Source organism: Kocuria sp. CNJ-770 (assembly GCF_001942375.1).
Taxonomy (GTDB): Bacteria; Actinomycetota; Actinomycetes; order Actinomycetales; family Micrococcaceae; genus Kocuria; species Kocuria oceani.
The window spans coordinates 24,517-41,203 of sequence record NZ_MKJW01000011.1 but is presented as its reverse complement, the minus strand read 5'-3'; the positions used below and the strand labels follow the sequence as shown (position 1 = coordinate 41,203).

Annotated in this window: 10 protein-coding genes and 3 pseudogenes; 7 read left to right on the top strand and 6 right to left on the bottom strand. The window is 74.4% G+C overall.

What is annotated here, in order from left to right; all coding sequences use genetic code 11:
* The first annotated feature begins 139 nt into the window (after window positions 1-139).
* Window positions 140-1,446, top strand: a pseudogene (locus tag BJF77_RS00510) (glycosyltransferase 87 family protein).
* Between the two features lie 64 nt (window positions 1,447-1,510).
* Window positions 1,511-2,734, top strand: coding sequence for a glycosyltransferase 87 family protein (locus BJF77_RS00505; protein WP_238986102.1), 1,224 nt, complete (start codon window positions 1,511-1,513; stop codon window positions 2,732-2,734).
* 44 nt (window positions 2,735-2,778) lie between these two features.
* Here BJF77_RS00505 and BJF77_RS22435 read toward each other — a convergent pair whose 3' ends face one another.
* The 3 genes and pseudogenes from BJF77_RS22435 to BJF77_RS00495 form a co-directional block, all read right to left on the bottom strand.
* Window positions 2,779-4,293: an acyltransferase gene (locus tag BJF77_RS22435; RefSeq protein ID WP_083664899.1), complete on the bottom strand. Its 1,515-nt coding sequence runs from the start codon at window positions 4,291-4,293 to the stop codon at window positions 2,779-2,781.
* Window positions 4,294-4,316: 23 nt separating this feature from the next.
* Window positions 4,317-4,877, bottom strand: a pseudogene (locus BJF77_RS22430) (acyltransferase family protein); the annotation flags it as partial.
* A 443-nt stretch (window positions 4,878-5,320) separates the two neighbouring features.
* Window positions 5,321-7,024, bottom strand: a complete 1,704-nt coding sequence (locus tag BJF77_RS00495) for a ribonuclease J (protein WP_075870980.1) — start codon at window positions 7,022-7,024, stop codon at window positions 5,321-5,323.
* 480 nt (window positions 7,025-7,504) lie between these two features.
* Between BJF77_RS00495 and BJF77_RS00490 the strand changes: the two genes are divergently transcribed.
* Entirely contained in the window at window positions 7,505-8,353 is an 849-nt protein-coding gene (locus tag BJF77_RS00490) for a hypothetical protein (RefSeq protein ID WP_075870979.1), read from the top strand.
* A gap of 337 nt (window positions 8,354-8,690) precedes the next feature.
* Window positions 8,691-10,153: pseudogene (locus BJF77_RS00485) on the top strand (YdiU family protein).
* A gap of 61 nt (window positions 10,154-10,214) precedes the next feature.
* Here the strand turns inward: BJF77_RS00485 and BJF77_RS00480 are convergent.
* Together BJF77_RS00480 and BJF77_RS00475 are read right to left on the bottom strand one after the other, a co-directional pair.
* The gene (locus tag BJF77_RS00480) at window positions 10,215-11,660 is read right to left on the bottom strand and encodes an NAD(P)/FAD-dependent oxidoreductase (RefSeq protein WP_075870978.1); all 1,446 of its coding nucleotides are present in this window, start codon (window positions 11,658-11,660) and stop codon (window positions 10,215-10,217) included.
* Window positions 11,657-12,523: a UbiA family prenyltransferase gene (locus BJF77_RS00475; RefSeq protein ID WP_075870977.1), complete on the bottom strand. Its 867-nt coding sequence runs from the start codon at window positions 12,521-12,523 to the stop codon at window positions 11,657-11,659. The genes BJF77_RS00480 and BJF77_RS00475 overlap by 4 nt, the downstream gene beginning before the upstream one ends.
* Window positions 12,524-12,704: 181 nt before the next feature.
* Between BJF77_RS00475 and BJF77_RS00470 the strand changes: the two genes are divergently transcribed.
* Together BJF77_RS00470 and BJF77_RS00465 are read left to right on the top strand one after the other, a co-directional pair.
* Entirely contained in the window at window positions 12,705-13,898 is a 1,194-nt protein-coding gene (locus BJF77_RS00470; protein WP_075870976.1) for a nucleotide disphospho-sugar-binding domain-containing protein, read from the top strand.
* 238 nt (window positions 13,899-14,136) lie between these two features.
* Window positions 14,137-14,331 (top strand): hypothetical protein, encoded by a 195-nt coding sequence (locus BJF77_RS00465; protein ID WP_047804657.1) that lies wholly within the window; start codon window positions 14,137-14,139, stop codon window positions 14,329-14,331.
* Window positions 14,332-14,451: 120 nt separating this feature from the next.
* Here BJF77_RS00465 and BJF77_RS00460 read toward each other — a convergent pair whose 3' ends face one another.
* Complete coding sequence (locus BJF77_RS00460) at window positions 14,452-15,876, bottom strand: PLP-dependent aminotransferase family protein (RefSeq protein ID WP_075870975.1); 1,425 nt, start codon at window positions 15,874-15,876, stop codon at window positions 14,452-14,454.
* A 61-nt stretch (window positions 15,877-15,937) separates the two neighbouring features.
* Here BJF77_RS00460 and BJF77_RS00455 point away from each other — a divergent pair, with 61 nt between their 5' ends.
* A complete protein-coding gene (locus BJF77_RS00455; protein WP_255396058.1) occupies window positions 15,938-16,606 on the top strand; it encodes a YitT family protein in 669 nt (222 codons plus the stop codon).
* Window positions 16,607-16,687: the final 81 nt, after the last annotated feature.

The following is a 16,687-nucleotide window of genomic DNA, read 5'->3' as shown; positions in this document are numbered from 1 at the left end:
GGCCGGGGTGTCCGGGGGCACGGGTGTCCGCCCGCCGCCGCCCGGGCACGTAGCATGGGGGAGCCGCGCAACGGTCCCGGTGACGGCTCGCCGGGACGGCCCGCTGCCCTGTCGCTCAGCCCCTGACGAGGATCGCCCCATGTCCACGGACAAGACCTTCAGCCTGCTCACCCGGTTCCGAGACCGCCTGCTGCCCCAGCGGTGGCAGCTCTGGGCGAACTCCCCGCGCGGACTGCTCACCGGCTTCCTGGCCGTGCACCTGGTGTTCCTGGTGTACGCCTGGTGACGTCCCTGCTCGGCGGAGCCTTCAGCGACACCTACATCTATCGTGCGTGGGCACAGGCCGGCTTCGACGAGCAGAACCTGGGTGCCGAACCGAGCCCCTGGGTCTATCCGGTGCTGGCCCTGCTGCCGATCGCGGTGGCCGGAGCGGCCGGTCCGGGACCGTTCTTCTTCCTGTGGGTGCTCATGATCACCGTGCTCAACGGCTGGGCCGTGGGGAAGCTGACGGACTGGGGGCGCGACCGCCGGGCCGTCCCGGCCGCGTGGTGGTGGCTGGGCTTCGTCTTCCTGATGGGCTGGCTGGGCTTCGCCCGTGTCGACGGGCTCACGGCCCCGCTGGTGCTCGTCGCCCTGGTCTACGGCGCGGCGCACCCGGTCGTCGCCTCGATCCTGCTCAGCGTTGCCACCTGGATGAAGGTCTGGCCGGCCGCCGTGGTGCTCGCCCTGGTCACGGTGGTGCGCCAGCGGGTGCAGGTCGTCGTCGCGGGCCTGCTGGTTAGCGCGGCCGCGGCCGGGATCGCCGCCGCCATGGGGGAGCTGCCGAGGCTCCTCGACTTCCTCACCCAGCAGGGGGACCGGGGCATGCAGCTCGAGGCCACGTTCACCACCCCGTGGCTGTGGCTGTCCGTGCTGGGGGCGGGCGAGTCCCGGATGTACATGAACACCGAGATCAACTCCATGCAGGTGGACGGCCCCGGGACGCAGACCATGGCCGTGCTGATGCAGCCCCTGCTGCTGCTGGCCGCCGCCGTGGTCACCGTCCTGATCGCCCGGGGACTGCGCCGCGGTGAGCAGTCCGGCGCCGTCGACCGCACCGAGCTGCTGCTGGCCGGCTCGCTGACCATGGTGACCGCCTTCATCGTGTTCAACAAGGTCGGTTCGCCGCAGTTCATGGTGTGGCTCGCTCCGGCCGTGGCCGTGGGGCTGACCCACCACCGGGCAGTGTGGCGCGTGCCGGCGGCGATGCTGATCGTCATCGCCGTGGCCACGTTCTTCGTCTACCCGCTGTTCTACTACGAGCTCAGCCACAACGACCCGCGGATGGCCCTGGTGCTGACCCTGCGCAATGCCATGCTCGTGGTGCTGCTGTGGTGGTCGGGGCGCCGCCTGTACCGGCTCGGCTCGACGCGGCCGACCACCGTGCTCACCACCAAGGAGTCCTGAGATCTCCGCCGCCTTCCGGGACCGGCTGACCGGTCTGCGCGACACCGTCCTGCCCGCCCGCGCCGTGGCCTGGTTCGCCCGCCCGTCCAGCGTGTGGTGGGGCTTCGCCGTCGTCCACCTCTACTTCCTGGGCTGGATGATGTCCTTCGTCGTCCACGGCGACGCGTTCAGCGACACCGAGCAGTACCGCCGGTGGGCCATGGCCGGGTACGACCCGACCGGTGGCGCGGACGGCATCAGCCCGTGGGTGTACCCGGTGCTGGCGCAGATCCCGATCCACCTGGCCGGGATCGCCGGGCCCGGCCCCTATCTGCTGGTGTGGACGCTCATCATCACGGTGCTCGACGCCGTGGCACTGGCCTGTCTCACCCGTGGTCCGTGGCGTGCGCGCAGCGTCCTCCCGGCGTGGTGGTGGCTGGTCTTCACCGTCTTCATGGGCTACCTCGGCTTCGCCCGGGTGGAGGGCGTCGCGGCCCCGATCGTGCTCATCGGGCTGCTCTGTGCGGCCGGGCGTCCGGTGCTCGGCTCGGTGCTGCTGAGCATCGCCACCTGGATCAAGGTCTGGCCGGCGGCCGTCCTGCTCGCCCTGGTCATCGCCTGCCGGCAGCGGCTCCAGGTCCTGGCCGCCGGGGTGGTGGTGACCGCGGTGGTGGTGCTGGGCACGTATCTCTCCGGCGGCATCGCACGTATCGCGGACTTCCTGGTCAACCAGGGGGAACGAGGCATGCAGCTGGAGGCCACGTTCTCCACCCCGTGGGTCTGGTTGAGCGTCCTCGACGTCGCCGGAGCGCGGATGGCCGACAACGTGGCCATCAACTCCACCGAGGTCTACGGGCCCGGTGCCGAGGTCACCGCGTTCCTCATGCAGCCCCTGCTCGTGCTGGCCGTCCTCGCGGGGTCGGCCCTGCTGGTCCGTGCGCTCCGGCGCGGGGCCGAGCGGGAGGAGCTCCTCTACGAGGGGGCGCTGATGATGACCACCGTGTTCATCGTCTTCAACAAGGTCGGGTCCCCGCAGTTCATGATCTGGCTCGCCCCGGTCGTCGTGGTCGGCCTGGTGCACGACCGACGGCGGTGGAGGGCCCCGGCGGCGCTGCTGATGGGGATCGCGGTGGCCACGTTCGTGATCTACCCGCTCTTCTACACTCCGCTCATCCACGCGCACCCGGTGATGGCGGCCGTCCTCACCGTGCGCAACGCGCTCCTGGTCCTCCTGCTGTGGTGGTCCGTGCGGCGCACCGTGGAGCTGGGCAGCGCCACCCGCTCCGCGCCCCGGACCGTCGACGCCTGAGCCCGCGGACCGGCTCGGGGCACCGCCCGGCCGGACCCGGGGGGCTACCGCCGGTCCGGCCAGTCCAGGGCCTCGAGCATCCGGGACTCGACGTCGGGGGCGAGGGTCTCGCCGTAGGTGGAGGTGACGTGGTCGAGGTCCATGTAGACCTGGATGTTGCCGATCACGCCGGGGCAGACGGTGTCGGTGCACAGTCGGTCGGTGAGGTCGATGCTGTGCAGGTCCTCGTGCCGGGCGGCCAGGGACTCCAGCGGGTTCTCGGGCAGCAGTGACTCGGAGCGGGGCGGGTTGCAGCGGTGGTGGTCGGGGCCGTAGGTCTCCACGCAGGCGAACATGCTGAAGGGGAAGCGCGGGTTGTCGCGGAAGGCCAGCACCGGGATCCCGGCGTCCAGGAACGGGCGCACGCCGTCCTCGTAGCCGTCGACGAGCTTCTCGTGCGGGGCCTCGGGCAGGGACCGGGTGCCGATCGTGACGACGGCGTCCGGGTCGGCCGCCAGCGCGGCCTCGCCGGCGGCGGCGTTGAACTCGTCGCACTCGGCGTCGGCCGGCTGGGTGCCGCCCGTGTAGCGGCAGGCCATGCGCAGGTAGGAGATCACCGTCCAGCCCTGGGCGTCGGCCGCCCGGTGGATCGGGGTGAGCAGCTGCTGGGCGTGGGAGTCTCCGATCACCACGACGGTGCGTGCGGGGGCGGCGCCGTCGTCGGGTGCGATCACCCGGCAGTGGCCCAGGCCCTCGAGGGACTCGGGCGTGTCCTCGGGCGGACACGCTCCGCCGGTGTCGCCCCACTCGTGCTCGCGCTCGGCGCCGTTGGGGACTATCGGCACGTCCGGGACCTCGGTGACGTCCCCGCGCAGCACCGCGGCCCCGGGGTAGTTCTGCGCGGTGCGCTCCACCCCGGCGGTGGGGTCGCGCTGGACCGTGTACTGGTGGGCGCCGGTCAGAGGAACCGCCACGAGCAGGGCGGTGGCGGTCAGGCGGAGGCCGTTCCCGGCGCGGATCCCCGGCAGGGCCCGCCAGCCGGCCAGCAGCGGCGCGGTGGCCCGGGTCAGGAGCACGGAGGCGGCGAGAACGCCGAGCCCGTGCAGCACCGGCACGGTGTCGCGGGCCGTGACCAGCAGATAGGTGATCAGCAGCGGCCAGTGCCACAGGTAGATCCCGTAGGCCCGGTCGCCGAAGAAGAGCAGCGGGCGGGCCGTGAGCGCGCGCCCCGCGCTCAGCGGCGCGTCGGGGGCCAGCGCGCCGCCGACCAGCACCGCGGCCGCGCCCACGGTGGGGGCCAGGGCCGCGGTGCCGGGGAAGCGGGTGTCGGCACCGATGAGGAAGGGGGTGGCCACGATCGCGGCCAGCCCGGCCCAGCCCAGCGCCACGCCCACCGGCCGGCGCACGGCGTCCGGGACGCTTCCCCGCGACCCGGCCTGCGGGCGGGACGGGCGGAGGAGCGCCAGGGCGGCCAGGGAGCCGAGGGCGAACTCCCACAGCCGGGTGACGGTGCTGAAGTAGGCCCAGGCCGGCGCGCCGGCCGTCTGCGCCAGGGACCACGCGAAGGAGCCGGCGAACACCAGGCGAACACGGCCAGGGACACGGTGCGGAAGCGCAGCCCCGCCCGCCGGGCGACGAGCGCGCAGCCGGCCAGCAGCAGCGGCCAGAGCAGGAAGATCTGGCCCTGGACCGACAGCGACCACACGTGCTGCAGCGGGGTGGTGGCCGCGGTGTTGCCGGCGTAGTAGTCCACGGACTGGCCGGCCAGCACCCAGTTCTGCACGTAGGACAACGAGCCCCACACGTGGGAGAGCAGCTCCTCCCACCGGCTGGGCGGGAAGAGGGCCAGCACCGCGGCGAGCACGGCCAGCAGCATGACCGCCATCGGTCCGATGAGCCGCGCGAAGGTGCGCACCCAGTACTCGCGCACCGCCAGGGGCCTCCCGCGCTCCACCCGTCGCGCGAACGTGCCCGTGAGCAGGAACGCGGACAGGACGAAGAAGACGTCGACTCCGCCGGAGACCCGGTCCGTCCACAGGTGGAAGGCCACGACCAGCAGCACGGCCACTCCGCGCAGGCCCTGGATGTCGGGGCGGCGGCCGGGCACGTGGTCACCCGCCGGAGCGGGCGGGGCCGGGGTGGTGGTCGTGGTCGGGTGCGTCATGGGTGGTGGTGCCTGTCGGGGTCGATGGCAGGGTCGGCGTCCGGTGCCGGCCTGCAAGGGCGAGGAGACCCGCACCGCCGTCTCCGGGGCCGCGGCCCGCCCGGGTGGGGAGAGCGCCCACGGGGTGGGCCGGCACCCGGCGTCCGGGGCGGTCGGAGCCGGGGTGCTCCCCGGGCGTGCGGTCACCGGGCACGGGACCGCTGCGAGGCAGGGGCGCCACAGGCGGAGCCGCCGGGACGGGCGAGCAGGCCCGGCGGCACACCGGCGTCGTCGACCGCCGATCGGAGGCCGCGGGGAGCGGAGGACGGGCCCGCCCTGTTCGGGCGCGGGGCGAACTGCCCTCCGACGTGCTCCTCCACGGTACCCGCTCCGCCACGGGGTGCACGAACCGGTGGGCCGCCCCGGGGGCGCAGAGCCCGCCGGGGCGGTCCGAAGGGCGTGGATCAGGCGTCGATGACGACCGCGGTGACCAGCGGGGCCCGGCGGTAGGCGCGCTCCAGGTGGCGGGCCACGGTGTCGCCGATGAGCGACTCGAGCTCGTCGAGGTCCTCCAGCTTCTGCGTGGCCGGGCGAGCCAGGGCGTGCTGCACCTTCTCGGCGGCCTTGTCGAAGATGTGCTCGTCGTGGACGAAGCCCTTCGCGATGAACTCCAGCGGCTCGGTGAGCGCGTTGGTGTCGGCGTCCACGATGGCCACGACGGTGACCACCCCGCCCTCCTGCAGCAGGCGCCGCTCCACGAGGGTCTCCTCGGTGACCTTGCCCACCGTGTGGCCGTCGACGTAGACCAGTCCGGCCTCGACCTGCCCGGAGATCCGGGCCCGGCCCTCGACGAGGTCGATGGTGCTGCCGTCCTTGCCGATGAGCACGTTGGCCGGGTCCACGCCGGTGCGGATCGCCAGCTCGGCGTTGGCGTGCAGGTGCTTGGACTCCCCGTGCACGGGCATCACGTGGGTGGGCTTGACGATGTTGTAGCAGTACACCAGCTCCCCGGCGGAGGCGTGGCCGGAGACGTGCACCTTGGCGTTGCCCTTGTGCACGACCTTCACGCCGAGGTCGGTGAGCTTGTTGATGATCCCGTAGATCGCGTTCTCGTTGCCCGGGATCAGCGAGCTGGCCATCAGCACCGTGTCCCCGGGGTTGAGCTGGATCTGGTGGGTCTCGTTGGCCATCCGCGACAGCGCGGCCAGCGGCTCGCCCTGGGAGCCGGTGCACACCAGGGTGACCTTCGCGTCGGGCATGGAGCGCAGCTTCTTGAAGTCGACCACCAGCCCGCGCGGGATCTTCAGATAGCCCAGCTCGGTGGCGATGCCCATGTTCTTCACCATGGACCGGCCGACGAAGGCGACCTTGCGCCCGTGGGCGTGGGCGGCGTCGAGGACCTGCTGGATCCGGTGGACGTGGGAGGCGAAGCTGGAGACGATGATGCGCTTGGGCGCGGTGGCGAAGACGTGGTCGATCGCCGGGGTCAGCTCCTGCTCCGAGGTGGTGAACCCGGGGACCTCGGCGTTGGTGGAGTCGGTGAGGAACAGGTCCACGCCCTCGTCGCCCAGCCGGGCGAAGTGGCGCAGGTCGGTGATCCGGTCGTCCAGCGGGAACTGGTCCATCCGGAAGTCCCCGGTGTGCAGCACCAGCCCGGCGTCGGTGCGGACGGCCACGGCGAGGCTGTCCGGGATCGAGTGGTTCACCGCGACGAACTCGCACTCGAAGGGGCCCGCCCGGTGCTTGTCCCCGGCCTCCACGTGCACCGTCTTGGGGGTGATCCGGTGCTCGGTGAGCTTGGAGGTGATGAACGCCAGGGTCAGCTCGGAGCCGATCAGCGGGATGTCCGGGCGCTCCTTGAGCAGGTACGGCACGCCACCGATGTGGTCCTCGTGCCCGTGCGTGAGCACGATCCCCACGATGTCTCCCAGCCGGTGCCGGATGGAGGTGAAGTCGGGCAGGATGACGTCGATGCCCGGCTGGTGCTCCTCGGGGAACAGCACCCCGCAGTCGACGACGAGCAGCTTGCCGGCGTGCTCGAACACGGTCATGTTCCGCCCGATCTCGCCCAGGCCCCCCAGCGGGGTCACCCGCAGGCCTCCGGCGGGCAGCGGCGGCGGGGACTTGGGCTTGCGGGAGGAGCGGGAGGAACGGGAGGTGTTGGTCAACGGTTCACGCTTTCTTGGTGGGTTCGGGCACGGTGGTGCGGCCGGCTCGCGCGGAGCACGGCTCGCGTGCGGGGTGGAACGGCCCCGCGAAGTCTGGGTCAACTCTAACGTGGTGGGAAAGTTCCCAGGCGCGGGCGGCAGCCGGAGGCGGGCGCCGGCGCTGCCCGGATCCCGCGCGAGGGTGGGGAACCGCCGGCCGGGGGAACTGCCTGGGCAGGGAACGGCCGGGCGGGGGGATCCCGTCGCACGAGGTCTCCACGGGCCCGGCGCCCGCGGTGTTTGCGCTTGTCACAGACCATTTCGCCCCGATAGGCTCCCGAACGTACATGCAATGACATCCATGATTCCCGGGGCAGCGCGGGCGGACGTCCTCATGGGCCGGAGCCGACTGATCCCTCCCGGGAGCAGCACGGGTGCCGTGTGCCGCTCGGACCGCCGCGCGGCGATCACCTGGGACCGTCACGAGAACAGGAACGCCCAGTGCACACGCTCTTCCCGACCAGGACCGCGACCACGAGCCGGCAGGCCCGCCGGCGGTGGTGGTTCCTGCGCCCGGCCGCCGGTGCTGTGCTCGCCGGCGGACTGCTGCTCGCGGCGGCTCCGGCGCAGGCCGTGACCACCAGCTCGACCGGCTGGCACCCCGTCAGCGGTGCCGACCGGGTGTTCCGCGCGGACAACGGCATCTCGCTGACCTACCACTACTACGCCGAGGGCGTGGACTGGGACCGTCCGGCCGGGGCGGTGTTCTTCTTCGACGGGGACGGCACCGTCCGTGCCGAGCAGCCGACCGGGCGCTTCGCCACGCGCATGGCCCGGGCAGCCGCGGACACCAACCGGGCCTTCGTGTTCGTGGAGGCTCCCCACGGCACCCGCAACTGGCGGGCCGGGAACGCTGGCGCCGTCGCCGAGGCGGTGCGCCAGTTCGCCACGACCAACATCACCCCCACCACCGACGCCGGGGTGCTGGTGGCCGGCTACTCCGGAGGCGCGGAGTTCCTCTCCCGCCACCTGCTGCGCGGGGGCGCGCACTGGTTGCCGGACGGGTCCGGGGTCGCGTTCATCGGCGGCGGCGGCACCTACGGGCAGCCGGTCGGCGAGGTCACTCCGGCCACCGAGGACCTGGCGCTGACCTGGGTCGTCGGCGACCGGGACGGTGCCTACGCGACCGACGCCGGGTCCTGGTCGGCCCGGGCGGCCGCCGCGCAGGCCGAGGCCGCGTACCAGGACGCCGGCTACGAGCGGGCCCGGCGCATCACCACCGCCGGTGCGCACGCCGACTACGACATCCCCGCCCTCGTGGCGGACCGGCTGGCCGCGCTCGACCGGTGACCGTGCCGCCCGCGGGCGGGCGCGGCGTGGCTGTCCGGCGCGGAGTCGTCCTCCGGCGCGGGGTTCGTGGTCGCGTCACTATCACGATTCCGCGTCCACGTCGAAGGTGCACCTAAGGCTACTGAGCAGTACGGTGGTGGGCGGCTCGGGCCGCGGACCTGGGGATCGCCGGAGGCCGGAATGGCCTCGGGGGCGGCGTGCTCCAGGGCGACCTGCTCGAGCCGGAGGTGGCGTCGGGGCCGGGGGGCCCCGACGCCACTGCCCGGATGACCGTCCCGCACGACCGCAGGCAGGACCGCAGCCCCCGCTGTCCGCCGGTCCCTGTATCGTTGACGAGGTGACTATCACACCGCTGTCGACCGTCACCTTCGAGGGGCGCTTCGCCCGCGAGCTCGGCGAGCTGGCCGTGCCCTGGCGCGCCGAGGAGGTCCCCGACCCCCGGCTGCTCGTGCTCAACGAACCCCTCGCCGTCGAGCTGGGCTTCGACCCTGCCGCGCTGGCGAGCCCGGCAGGCGTGCGGCTGCTCGTCGGCAACGCCGTTCCCGGCGACGCCACCCCGGTGGCGCAGGCCTACTCCGGACACCAGTTCGGCTCCTTCAATCCGCGCCTGGGCGACGGCCGCGCCCTGCTGCTGGGCGAGATCGCCGACGCCGGGGGCCGCTTGCGCGACCTCCACCTGAAGGGCTCCGGCCGCACGCCGTTCGCGCGCGGCGGCGACGGCCTCGCCGCCGTCGGCCCGATGCTGCGCGAGTACGTCGTCAGCGAGGCGATGCACGCCCTGGGCATCCCCACGACACGTGCCCTCGCCGTCGTAGCGACAGGACGCCGGGTGCGCCGGGAGCGCCTGCTGCCGGGGGCCGTGCTGGCCCGGGTGGCCGGCAGCCACCTGCGGGTCGGCAGCTTCCAGTACGCCCGGGCCACCGGCGATCTCGGGCTGCTGCGCCGCCTCGCCGACCACGCCGTCGACCGGCACTACCCCGAAGCGGCATCGGCCGAGCACCCGCATCTGGCCCTGTTCGAAGCCGTCGTGGCCGCCCAGGCGGCCCTGGTCGCGCAGTGGATGCTGGTGGGCTTCGTCCACGGGGTGATGAACACCGACAACATGACCATCTCGGGCGAGACCATCGACTACGGGCCGTGCGCGTTCATGGACGCCTTCGACCCGGCCACGGTCTACAGCTCGATTGACGAGCGCGGGCGCTACGCCTACCGCAACCAGCCGGTCGCGGCGGAGTGGAACCTCGCGCGGCTCGCCGAGGCCATGCTGCCGCTCTTCGACGAGGACCAGGACCGTGCGGTGGGTCTGGCGGAGACGTCGCTCGGGGCGTTCGCCGGGCAGTACAGCGCCGCCTGGACGGCCGGCCTGCGCGCCAAGCTCGGTCTGCCCCAGGAGCTCGGCGACGACGTCGTCTCCGCGCTGGCCGACGACCTGTTCGCCCTGCTCCAGGCCAACCACGTGGACCACACGTCCTTCTTCCGCAACCTCGGCGCGGCCGCCCGCGGCGCGCCCGGCCCGCCCGGGACCTGGTGCTCGATCTGCAGGCCTTCGACCGCTGGGCCGAGCGCTGGCGGGCCCAGAACCCGGACCCCGAGATCATGCACCGGACCAACCCGGTCTACATCCCGCGCAACCACCTCGTCGAGGAGGCGCTCGCAGCGGCCGGGGACGGCGATCTCGACCCGCTGGGACGGCTCCTGGAAGCGGTGACCGCCCCGTACGACGAGCGGCCGGGCCTGGAGCGCTACGCCGCCCCCGCGGCGGAGGACTTCGGGCCGTACACCACGTTCTGCGGGACCTGAGGCCGGGCCCCGGCCCGAGCGACCGTCGCAGCCGAGCGCCCGTCGCCGCCGGGCGCTCGGCTCAGGCCGCCGGCCCCAGGTGCTGCAGCAGCTTCTCCGTCGAGATCATCGCCCCGCCCAGGACGGCCGGCAGCCCGCCGCCCGGATGGACGGAGGCCCCCACCCGCCACAGCCACGGGCGCAGCAGGCTCCGGTGGGACGGGATGTGCAGGGGCCCGCTCTGCCACGACGGACGGACCGCGCCGTAGAGCGCCCCCTGCGCCGAGCCGTGGACCGCGAAGAACGCCGGGTCGAGGATCTCCGTGCGGCGGAAGTGCTCCCGCAGCGGGGCCCGCAGCCCCAGCACCCGGGCCGCTCGGTCGAGCTCGCGGGCCACGAAGGGGTCGTCGAGGGTGTAGGACCTCCCGTTGGCGGGGGCCGTCAGGAGCAGGGCCAGGGTGGGGGAGCTGTTCGGGTAGACGCCGTGGGCCGGGTAGTAGTTCGCGAAGGCCATGGTCTGCGCGGGCTCCTCCCCGGCCTCCAGGCTGGCGTAGAGCTCCGCCGGGCGGTCCGGCAGGATGACTCCGTGCCGGGGCGTGCCCTCGGGGAGCCCGGCGTCGAGGATGGCGTAGATCGCGATCGCCGAGCAGCTGAGCCGGCGCGGTCGCCGGGGGGCGCCCCCGGCGAGGAGGCCGCCCAGGCGGTGGGCGTCGACCCCGCTGACCACGGCGTCGGCCCGGTAGGTGCCGCGGGCGGTCTCGACCCGCCGTCGTGCGACGGCGGTGACCGGCTCCCCGGTGCGGGTCTCCACGCCGGCCCGCCGGGCCAGCCGCTCCAGGGCCTCGACCAGCTCGTACACCCCGCCGCGGGGGATCCACACCCCGTCCCGGGCCATCACCGCGGGCATGCTCGCGTAGAGGGCCGGGGTGCGCGAGGGGCTGACGCCGGCGTTGAGGGTGTGGATGGCGATCACCTCGCGCAGGCCCTCCGGCATCCAGTCGAGGCCGTCGAGGTAGCTGCGGGTCGTCAGGTGCGGCCCGTAGAGCCGGCCGAGCGCGGCCAGCGCGGGGTAGGAGCTGCGGTCCAGGGGAGCAGTGGTGAGCAGCCGGGTGACGTCCGGGCCGAGACCGCCGTGCTCGGCCTCGAAGCGGGCCCAGGCCGCGTGCCAGGGGTGGCCGGGCGGCACGGGCAGCTCGCTGCGGGTGCCGCGGTAGTAGTACGTCCCGACGTCGGGCAGCCGCTCCAGCTCCAGACGGGCCACCGCCGCGGCGTCGGGCTCCCCGGCGCGGGCACCGGTGCCCGCGCCGCGCAGGGTGTCCAGGCGCCCGAGCAGCTCCTGCCACACTCCCGGGAACGTGACCAGCGAGGGCCCGGTGTCCATCCGCTGCCCGGCCTGTTCGATGCGCCGGCTCTTGCCGCCGAGGTGGTCGGCGGCCTCCAGCACGGTGACCCGGTGGCCGGCGTGGCCCAGCAGGGCGGCGGCGGTCAGACCGCCGATGCCGCCGCCGACCACGACGACGCGGCTCACGGGTACCGTCCCAGGATCAGCGCGCCCGCCAGCTGCACCCCGGCCACGGTGCCGGCGACGTAGGGGAACGCGATGGAGTGCCGGTAGAGCCGGTGGCCGGTGGCCGGGGCCGGGGCCCGCAGCAGGGAGACCACGAGCCACCCGGCGATGAGCGCGTTGACCACCGCCACCGGAACGCTGACGAGCGCGAAGCCCAGCACGGACACGGCCCACCACGCGCCGCTCCACCACCCGGTGCCGCGCGCGCCGAGCCGGACCGCCGTCGTGGTGATGCCCACCGCGCGGTCCTCCTCGATGTCCTGGACGGCGTCGAAGGCGTGCTTGGCCACGCTCCAGGCCATCAGGCCCAGCGCCGCCGGCCACACGGGGGTGTCGCCGAGCGCGTAGGCCAGGACGACCAGGGGGAGGGCGTAGGCGGCGTTGCTCAGGGAGTCGAGGAACGGCCGCGCCTTGAAGCGCAGCGGCGGGGCCGAGTAGAACACGAACACCAGCACGTACAGCGCGATCCAGCCCAGCGCCGCCGGGGGTAGGGCGAGGGCGAACCAGAGGGCGAACGGCAGGTTGGCGGCGAGCACCGACACCCAGATCGTGCGCACCTCGGAGGCCCTGATCCGGGCGCCCTCCAGCGACCCCTTGCGCGGGTTCAGGGCGTCGGTGTCCTGGTCGAAGATGTCGTTGACGCCGTAGATCAGCAGATTGAACGGCAGGGTCAGCCACAGCAGCAGCGGCACGGCCTCCCACCGCAGCAGCAAGCCGGTGAGCCACATGCCCAGCACGCCCGGGCCCAGCGTGTTGATCCAGAGCACCGGCCGTGAGATGTGCACCATCCGCCGGAGGGCGGGAGCGGGGCCTGCTGCTGGCACGGTGGTGGTCCTCCTCGGACGACGGGCACCCGGGAAGCCCGGGCGCCCTCCACTCTACGGGGCCGCGGGAACCGGGGAACTTCCGCGGGCGGGCGGGGCGCCCTGCCCGGAGGGCGGCCGGGGCGGCGCCCACGGCGGTTCGTGCCCGGCCGTGCGGCCGGGCAGACTGGTGGTCGTGCGCATGATGCTCCTGACCTCCGGAACCCGCGGCGACGTCGAGCCGTTCGCAGCCCTGGCCCGCTACGCCGCCGCCCGGGGGCACGAGGTCCGGCTGGGGGTGCCGGACCGGTCCGGCGCCGACCTGTCCGGGCTCGACACCGTGCGTCTCGGGGTGGACTTCCACCGTCTGCTGCGCACCGACGGGCTCTCCCCGCGCGCGGCGCTGCGCCACTACCGCACCGAGGTGCGCCCCGGCATGCGGCGGATGCTCTCGGCCGCGGTGCGGGAGACGCTGGCCTTCGGCCCCGACCTGGTCGTGCACCACCCGCTGATCCTCACCGCCCCTGCCCTGGCCGACGCCCTGGGCGTCCCGCGGGTGCTGACCGAGTTCGTGCCCGTGGCCACGCCCACCCGCGAGTTCTCCGCCCCGGGCGGACCCACGGTCAGCGCGGACCTCGGGCGGTTCAACCGGGCCACCTACGCGGTGCCGCGCGGCGCGGCGCGTCTGTTCCGCGCCGACGTCGAGGGTGCCTGCGCGGCGCTGCCCGGCGGCCGGGCCCCCTCGCCCCGCTCGCCCTCCCGGGCCACGCTGATCGGGGCCAGCCCGCACCTGCTGCCGCGGCCCGCCGACTGGCCGGCCGCGGTCCACCTGACCGGAGCGTGGCACGACGAGGCGCTGGAGCCTGCGACGGAGCCCGTGGTGGACCGGTTCGTGCGCGGCGGACCGTACCTGGTGGCGACCTTCGGGTCCATGCGGGCGGGCGACGCGCAGGCCCGGGCCCGTGCGGTCGTGGCCGGGGCGCGCGCCCACGGCCTGCGCACCCTGCTGCTCAGCGGATGGGGCGGCCTGGTCCTGCCGGAGGACCACCCCGGGGAGGACGTGCTGGTCGTGCCGTCCGCGCCGCTGGGCCCCGTGCTCCGGGGGGCCGCCGCGGCGGTCCACCACGGCGGGGCCGGAACGGTGCACACCGTCGCCCGCGAGGGCGTGCCCTCCGTGGTCGTGCCCTTCCTCGCCGACCAGCCGTTCTGGGCCGGGCAGCTCCACCGCCTGGGGATCGCGTCGGCCCCCGTGCCCCACCGGAGGCTGACGGCGGAGACGCTGGTCCCGGCGCTGGGCGAGGCCCTGGCCCGGGGCGAGCGGGCCGCGCGGCTGGGACGCGCCATGCGGCAGGAGCGGGGGCTGCGGACCGCGCTGGACGTCCTCACCGGCCTCTGAGCCGGCCCGCCCCGGCTCGTCCGGCGCGCACGCCCCGTTCGGTGCACAGTGCCCGTCCGGCGTGCAGTGCCCTCCCGATCGTGCGGAACGGCCTGCTCGTCCGGAGCCTGCTGTCTGTCCGGCCCGCCCCGTCCTTCCGGCTCGGTCACCCGCCCTGCCCCCGGAAGAGGGGTCAGACGGGCCCGGTCGGGCCGTGCCACGATGCCGGGGGAACGACGCCGAGCGGAGGGGGACCGCCATGCCGAACCAGATGACGCTGCTGTTCATGAACCTGCTGCTGACGATCGTCCTCGTCGTGGGGTTCTCCCTGCACCTGGGCGGATGGCAGTGGTGGTTCCCGTGCCTGTGGCTCGTGGGCATGGCCCTCGGCTCCGTCTGGAGTGCGCTGCCCCGCCCGCACGCGGTGCGGTCCCGGTGGGCCGGCACCGGATGACCCGACGCGGGAGCCGGCGACGGGTCCGGCGCGTTCGGTCCGGGGATCGGCGGCGGCGCATGTGACGCCCCGTGTCGCGTGCTGCCCGGTGCTCCCGGACGGGCCGGCCGGGAGCGGGCGTCAGGCCAGCTGCGCGGAGGTCGCGGGGCCGACGGGGTCCAGCGGCGCGCTGCCGAGCGCGGCATCGGCACGGGCCAGGCCGGACACGGCCCGTTCCAGGTCCGCGACGGGCAGCGTGAAGGGCAGGCGCAGGAACCGTTCGAAGGTCCCGTCGACGCCGAAGCGGGGCCCGGCCGCCAGGCGCAGCCCGTGGCGCGGCGCGAGCGCGGCCAGCGCGCTGCCGACCGGTTCCGGCAGCTCGGCCCACAGGGAGAGTCCCCCCGGGGGCACCTCGAACCGCCAGCCGGGCAGGTGCTCGCCGAGGAGGGCGACCAGCGCCGTCCGCTGGACGCGCAGCTGCTCCCGGCGGGCCGGGAGCACGTCCGGGTCCCGCAGCAGCGCCGCCGTCGCCAGCTGCTCGACGATCGGCGAGCCCATGTCCACGCTCGGTCGGGCCGCCGCCAGCCGGGCGACCGTCCCGGGTGCCGCACGGACCCACCCGATGCGCAGACCTGCCCAGTAGGACTTGCTCGTCGAGCCGATCGAGATGACGTCCGGGTGGTGGACCGCAGCCGGAGGCGGGGGCGGTCCGTCGAGGTGCAGGTCGACGAGGGTCTCGTCCACGACCAGCGTGGTCCGGGACTCGCGCGCGACGCGCACGATCGCGGCACGCTCCTGACCGGTCATGCACCGACCCGTGGGGTTGTGGAAGTCCGGGATCACGTAGGCCATGGTCGGCGCGGTCTGCCGGAGCGCGGCGCGGAAGCCCTCGACGTCCCACCCGGTGCTCCCGAGGGCCACGGGCACGGGACGGCAGCGCGCCTCCCGCACGGCGTCGAGGGCGTGCGGGTAGGAGGGGTGGTCGACGACGACGCGGTCGCCCGCCGCGGTGACCAGTCGGAGCACGAGGTGCAGGGCGTGCTGCGCCCCGGAGGTGACGAGGATCTGCTCCGCCGTGGTCGGCAGGCCCCGGGCCGTGTACGTCTCGGCGACGGCCTCGCGCAGCACGCCCACCCCGGCCGGGGAGTACCCGTGGCTCGGCAGGTGCGCCGGCAGGTCCTGGAGAGCCGCGGCGTAGGCGGCGTGCACGGCCTGCGGCGCGGCCGGCAGCGCCGCGTAGGCGAGGTCCAGCACTCCGTCCGGTGCCTCCGGGCCCGGTGTGCTCGTTCCGCTCCTGCCGGGCAGGGCCGTGGTGCTGCGCGCGCCCTGCCGGCCGGTGAGACAGCCGTCCTCCCGCAGCAGCCGGTAGGCCCCGGAGACGGTGGTCCGGCTCAGGCCGAGGGCGGCCGCCAGCTCCCGCTCCCCGGGCAGCGCCACGCCCAGCGGCACTCGTCCGTCCAGCACGAGCAGGCGCAGGTGGTCCGCCAGCTCTCGATAGGCGGGTCCGCGGCCGGACGGGGGCGGGAGCATCGGGGCCAGGGCACGGGCGCTGATCCTGCGGGTCACGAGAACCAGTGTTCACCGACTGGCTATAGCAAGCAATGCCAGTCGAGCGGAAACTGGAGGCATGTTGAGGCGCAGACTCGTCCAGTTGTACACCGGCCTGGTGGCTTACGGCTTCTCGCTCGCCCTGATGCTCCGTGCCGACCTCGGCCTGGATCCCTGGGACGTCTTCCACCAGGGCGTGGCCGAGCGGCTCGGCTGGAGCTTCGGGGCGGTGGTCATCGCCACCGGCGCGCTGGTCCTCCTGCTCTGGGTGCCGCTGCGGCAGCGGCCGGGTCTCGGGACGATCAGCAACATCGTGGTCATCGGCCTGGTCGTCGACGCAGCCCTCCTCGTGCTCCCGCACGTCACCGGGATTCCTGCCCGGGTGGCGCTGCTCGCGGGCGGTGTGCTGCTCAACGGGGCGGCCACCGCCGCCTACATCGGGGCCCGCTTCGGCCCCGGCCCCCGCGACGGCCTGATGACCGGGCTGGTGGCGCGCACCGGCGGCTCCGTCCGGCGGGTGCGCACGGCCATCGAGCTCTGCGTCCTGGCCACGGGCTGGATGCTGGGGGGCAGCGTGGGCGTGGGCACCGTCGTCTACGCGCTCGCCATCGGGCCGCTCGTCCACCGCCTGCTGCCGGTGCTGGACCTTCCCGCCGGTCCCCGCACCGTGCCCGCGCCCCGGGAGAGGACCGCGCCCCGGGAGAGGACCGCGCCCCGGGAGAGGACCGCGCCGCGAGTTCACGGCTGATGCCGCTCCGTGCCCTGATCGCCGCTCTGCGCCCTCGGCGTCCTCGGCTGCGGAGTCCCGGCGCCGCCGGCACGGTGTCCG

Excerpts from the sequence above, each read along its gene's own strand:
- BJF77_RS00470 (WP_075870976.1), top strand. The coding sequence starts at position 12,705 with ATGATGCTCCTGACCTCCGGAACCCGCGGCGACGTCGAGCCGTTCGCA.
- BJF77_RS00465 (WP_047804657.1), top strand. The coding sequence starts at position 14,137 with ATGCCGAACCAGATGACGCTGCTGTTCATGAACCTGCTGCTGACGATC.
- BJF77_RS00455 (WP_255396058.1), top strand. The coding sequence starts at position 15,938 with ATGTTGAGGCGCAGACTCGTCCAGTTGTACACCGGCCTGGTGGCTTAC.